Source organism: Pseudomonas mosselii (genome assembly GCF_005796105.1).
GTDB classification, from domain to species: Bacteria; Pseudomonadota; Gammaproteobacteria; order Pseudomonadales; family Pseudomonadaceae; genus Aquipseudomonas; species Aquipseudomonas mosselii_C.
The window spans coordinates 1-5,278 of record NZ_VAUO01000031.1 but is presented as its reverse complement, the minus strand read 5'-3'; the positions used below and the strand labels follow the sequence as shown (position 1 = coordinate 5,278).

Annotated in this window: 2 tRNA genes and 2 rRNA genes; all 4 read left to right on the top strand. The window is 51.8% G+C overall.

Annotation, left to right across the window (positions count from 1 at the left end):
• The first annotated feature begins 201 nt into the window (after positions 1-201).
• The 4 genes from FEM01_RS23865 to FEM01_RS23850 all read left to right on the top strand — a co-directional run bounded on the left by FEM01_RS23865 (position 202) and on the right by FEM01_RS23850 (position 5,115).
• A 16S ribosomal RNA gene (locus FEM01_RS23865) occupies positions 202-1,738 on the top strand.
• 77 nt (positions 1,739-1,815) lie between these two features.
• Positions 1,816-1,892, top strand: a tRNA-Ile gene (locus tag FEM01_RS23860).
• Positions 1,893-1,898: 6 nt separating this feature from the next.
• A tRNA-Ala gene (locus FEM01_RS23855) sits at positions 1,899-1,974 on the top strand.
• A gap of 248 nt (positions 1,975-2,222) precedes the next feature.
• Positions 2,223-5,115 (top strand): 23S ribosomal RNA (locus tag FEM01_RS23850).
• The 16S and 23S rRNA genes sit together here with 2 tRNA genes alongside, the layout of an rRNA operon.
• Positions 5,116-5,278: the final 163 nt, after the last annotated feature.

Genomic DNA, 5,278 nt, shown 5'->3' with positions numbered 1-5,278 from the left:
AATGCGCGCCTCGGTTGAGACGAAAAGCTCTTAACCAAACGCTCTTTAACAAATTGAATCAAGCAATTCGTGTGGGTGCTTGTGAGTATGGACTGATAGTCGCCAAGATTATCAGCATCACAAGTGGCCATGCGAGAAATCACATAGTCATTTGAGATTGCTGAGCCAAGTTTAGGGTTTCTTAAAAACCCAAGCAGTATTGAACTGAAGAGTTTGATCATGGCTCAGATTGAACGCTGGCGGCAGGCCTAACACATGCAAGTCGAGCGGATGACGGGAGCTTGCTCCTTGATTCAGCGGCGGACGGGTGAGTAATGCCTAGGAATCTGCCTGGTAGTGGGGGACAACGTTTCGAAAGGAACGCTAATACCGCATACGTCCTACGGGAGAAAGCAGGGGACCTTCGGGCCTTGCGCTATCAGATGAGCCTAGGTCGGATTAGCTAGTTGGTGAGGTAATGGCTCACCAAGGCGACGATCCGTAACTGGTCTGAGAGGATGATCAGTCACACTGGAACTGAGACACGGTCCAGACTCCTACGGGAGGCAGCAGTGGGGAATATTGGACAATGGGCGAAAGCCTGATCCAGCCATGCCGCGTGTGTGAAGAAGGTCTTCGGATTGTAAAGCACTTTAAGTTGGGAGGAAGGGCAGTAAGCTAATACCTTGCTGTTTTGACGTTACCGACAGAATAAGCACCGGCTAACTCTGTGCCAGCAGCCGCGGTAATACAGAGGGTGCAAGCGTTAATCGGAATTACTGGGCGTAAAGCGCGCGTAGGTGGTTCGTTAAGTTGGATGTGAAAGCCCCGGGCTCAACCTGGGAACTGCATCCAAAACTGGCGAGCTAGAGTATGGTAGAGGGTGGTGGAATTTCCTGTGTAGCGGTGAAATGCGTAGATATAGGAAGGAACACCAGTGGCGAAGGCGACCACCTGGACTGATACTGACACTGAGGTGCGAAAGCGTGGGGAGCAAACAGGATTAGATACCCTGGTAGTCCACGCCGTAAACGATGTCAACTAGCCGTTGGAATCCTTGAGATTTTAGTGGCGCAGCTAACGCATTAAGTTGACCGCCTGGGGAGTACGGCCGCAAGGTTAAAACTCAAATGAATTGACGGGGGCCCGCACAAGCGGTGGAGCATGTGGTTTAATTCGAAGCAACGCGAAGAACCTTACCAGGCCTTGACATGCAGAGAACTTTCCAGAGATGGATTGGTGCCTTCGGGAACTCTGACACAGGTGCTGCATGGCTGTCGTCAGCTCGTGTCGTGAGATGTTGGGTTAAGTCCCGTAACGAGCGCAACCCTTGTCCTTAGTTACCAGCACGTTATGGTGGGCACTCTAAGGAGACTGCCGGTGACAAACCGGAGGAAGGTGGGGATGACGTCAAGTCATCATGGCCCTTACGGCCTGGGCTACACACGTGCTACAATGGTCGGTACAGAGGGTTGCCAAGCCGCGAGGTGGAGCTAATCTCACAAAACCGATCGTAGTCCGGATCGCAGTCTGCAACTCGACTGCGTGAAGTCGGAATCGCTAGTAATCGCGAATCAGAATGTCGCGGTGAATACGTTCCCGGGCCTTGTACACACCGCCCGTCACACCATGGGAGTGGGTTGCACCAGAAGTAGCTAGTCTAACCTTCGGGAGGACGGTTACCACGGTGTGATTCATGACTGGGGTGAAGTCGTAACAAGGTAGCCGTAGGGGAACCTGCGGCTGGATCACCTCCTTAATCGAAGACATCAGCCTGCTGATGAGCTCCCACACGAATTGCTTGATTCATGAGTGAAGACGATCAAGACCCTATATAGGTCTGTAGCTCAGTTGGTTAGAGCGCACCCCTGATAAGGGTGAGGTCGGCAGTTCAAATCTGCCCAGACCTACCAATATGCGGGGCCATAGCTCAGCTGGGAGAGCGCCTGCCTTGCACGCAGGAGGTCAGCGGTTCGATCCCGCTTGGCTCCACCACTTTCTGCGGTAGCAGTGTTGTACTTGATCAGAACTTAGAAATGAACATTCGTAGTGAATGTTGATTTCTGACTTTTGTCAGATCGTTCTTTAAAAATTCGGATATGTGATAGAAATAGACTGAATGCCAGTTTCACTGCTGGTAGTTCAGGCTAAGGTAAAATTTGTGAGTTCTGCGCGCAAGCGCAACGTACGAATTTTCGGCGAATGTCGTCTTCACAGTATAACCAGATTGCTTGGGGTTATATGGTCAAGTGAAGAAGCGCATACGGTGGATGCCTTGGCAGTCAGAGGCGATGAAAGACGTGGTAGCCTGCGATAAGCTTTGGGGAGTCGGCAAACAGACTGTGATCCAGAGATCTCTGAATGGGGGAACCCACTCAGCATAAGCTGAGTATCTTGTACTGAATACATAGGTACAAGAGGCGAACCAGGGGAACTGAAACATCTAAGTACCCTGAGGAAAAGAAATCAACCGAGATTCCCTTAGTAGTGGCGAGCGAACGGGGACCAGCCCTTAAGCTGGTTTGAGATTAGTGGAACGCTCTGGAAAGTGCGGCCATAGTGGGTGATAGCCCCGTACACGAAAATCTCTTGCCAGTGAAATCGAGTAGGACGGAGCACGAGAAACTTTGTCTGAACATGGGGGGACCATCCTCCAAGGCTAAATACTACTGACTGACCGATAGTGAACCAGTACCGTGAGGGAAAGGCGAAAAGAACCCCGGAGAGGGGAGTGAAATAGAACCTGAAACCGTATGCGTACAAGCAGTGGGAGCCTACTTTGTTAGGTGACTGCGTACCTTTTGTATAATGGGTCAGCGACTTATATTCAGTGGCGAGCTTAACCGAATAGGGGAGGCGTAGCGAAAGCGAGTCTTAATAGGGCGCTTTAGTCGCTGGGTATAGACCCGAAACCGGGCGATCTATCCATGGGCAGGTTGAAGGTTAGGTAACACTGACTGGAGGACCGAACCGACTACCGTTGAAAAGTTAGCGGATGACCTGTGGATCGGAGTGAAAGGCTAATCAAGCTCGGAGATAGCTGGTTCTCCTCGAAAGCTATTTAGGTAGCGCCTCATGTATCACTGTAGGGGGTAGAGCACTGTTTCGGCTAGGGGGTCATCCCGACTTACCAAACCGATGCAAACTCCGAATACCTACAAGTGCCGAGCATGGGAGACACACGGCGGGTGCTAACGTCCGTCGTGAAAAGGGAAACAACCCAGACCGTCAGCTAAGGTCCCAAAGTCATGGTTAAGTGGGAAACGATGTGGGAAGGCTTAGACAGCTAGGAGGTTGGCTTAGAAGCAGCCATCCTTTAAAGAAAGCGTAATAGCTCACTAGTCGAGTCGGCCTGCGCGGAAGATGTAACGGGGCTCAAACCATGCACCGAAGCTACGGGTGTCATCTTTGATGACGCGGTAGAGGAGCGTTCTGTAAGCCTGTGAAGGTGAGTTGAGAAGCTTGCTGGAGGTATCAGAAGTGCGAATGCTGACATGAGTAACGACAATGCGAGTGAAAAACTCGCACGCCGAAAGACCAAGGTTTCCTGCGCAACGTTAATCGACGCAGGGTTAGTCGGTCCCTAAGGCGAGGCTGAAAAGCGTAGTCGATGGAAAACAGGTTAATATTCCTGTACTTCCAGTTATTGCGATGGAGGGACGGAGAAGGCTAGGCCAGCTTGGCGTTGGTTGTCCAAGTTTAAGGTGGTAGGCTGAGATCTTAGGCAAATCCGGGATCTCAAGGCCGAGAGCTGATGACGAGTGCTCACTAGAGCGCGAAGTGGTTGATGCCATGCTTCCAAGAAAAGCTCCTAAGCTTCAGATAACTGGGAACCGTACCCCAAACCGACACAGGTGGTTAGGTAGAGAATACCAAGGCGCTTGAGAGAACTCGGGTGAAGGAACTAGGCAAAATGGCACCGTAACTTCGGGAGAAGGTGCGCCGGCGAGGGTGAAGGACTTGCTCCGTAAGCCCATGCCGGTCGAAGATACCAGGCCGCTGCGACTGTTTATTAAAAACACAGCACTCTGCAAACACGAAAGTGGACGTATAGGGTGTGACGCCTGCCCGGTGCCGGAAGGTTAATTGATGGGGTTAGCGCAAGCGAAGCTCTTGATCGAAGCCCCGGTAAACGGCGGCCGTAACTATAACGGTCCTAAGGTAGCGAAATTCCTTGTCGGGTAAGTTCCGACCTGCACGAATGGCGTAACGATGGCGGCGCTGTCTCCACCCGAGACTCAGTGAAATTGAAATCGCTGTGAAGATGCAGTGTATCCGCGGCTAGACGGAAAGACCCCGTGAACCTTTACTATAGCTTTGCACTGGACTTTGAGCTTGCTTGTGTAGGATAGGTGGGAGGCTTTGAAGTGGGGACGCCAGTTCTCATGGAGCCATCCTTGAAATACCACCCTGGCAACCTTGAGGTTCTAACTCAGGTCCGTTATCCGGATCGAGGACAGTGTATGGTGGGTAGTTTGACTGGGGCGGTCTCCTCCCAAAGAGTAACGGAGGAGTACGAAGGTGCGCTCAGACCGGTCGGAAATCGGTCGTAGAGTATAAAGGCAAAAGCGCGCTTGACTGCGAGACAAACACGTCGAGCAGGTACGAAAGTAGGTCTTAGTGATCCGGTGGTTCTGTATGGAAGGGCCATCGCTCAACGGATAAAAGGTACTCCGGGGATAACAGGCTGATACCGCCCAAGAGTTCATATCGACGGCGGTGTTTGGCACCTCGATGTCGGCTCATCACATCCTGGGGCTGAAGCCGGTCCCAAGGGTATGGCTGTTCGCCATTTAAAGTGGTACGCGAGCTGGGTTTAGAACGTCGTGAGACAGTTCGGTCCCTATCTGCCGTGGACGTTTGAGATTTGAGAGGGGCTGCTCCTAGTACGAGAGGACCGGAGTGGACGAACCTCTGGTGTTCCGGTTGTCACGCCAGTGGCATTGCCGGGTAGCTATGTTCGGAAGAGATAACCGCTGAAAGCATCTAAGCGGGAAACTTGCCTCAAGATGAGATCTCACTGGGATCTTGAATCCCCTAAAGGGCCGTCGAAGACTACGACGTTGATAGGTTGGGTGTGTAAGCGCTGTGAGGCGTTGAGCTAACCAATACTAATTGCCCGTGAGGCTTGACCATATAACACCCAAGCAATCTGCTGAGCAGATTGTGGTGGTGAAGACGAAAGACCCGAAAATTCGTAAGACCACAAAATCACATATCCGAATTGGCTTGGCGTGTTCATTGAACAGGCTGGGCAACCGAATTTCTTGACGACCATAGAGCATTGGAACCACCTGAT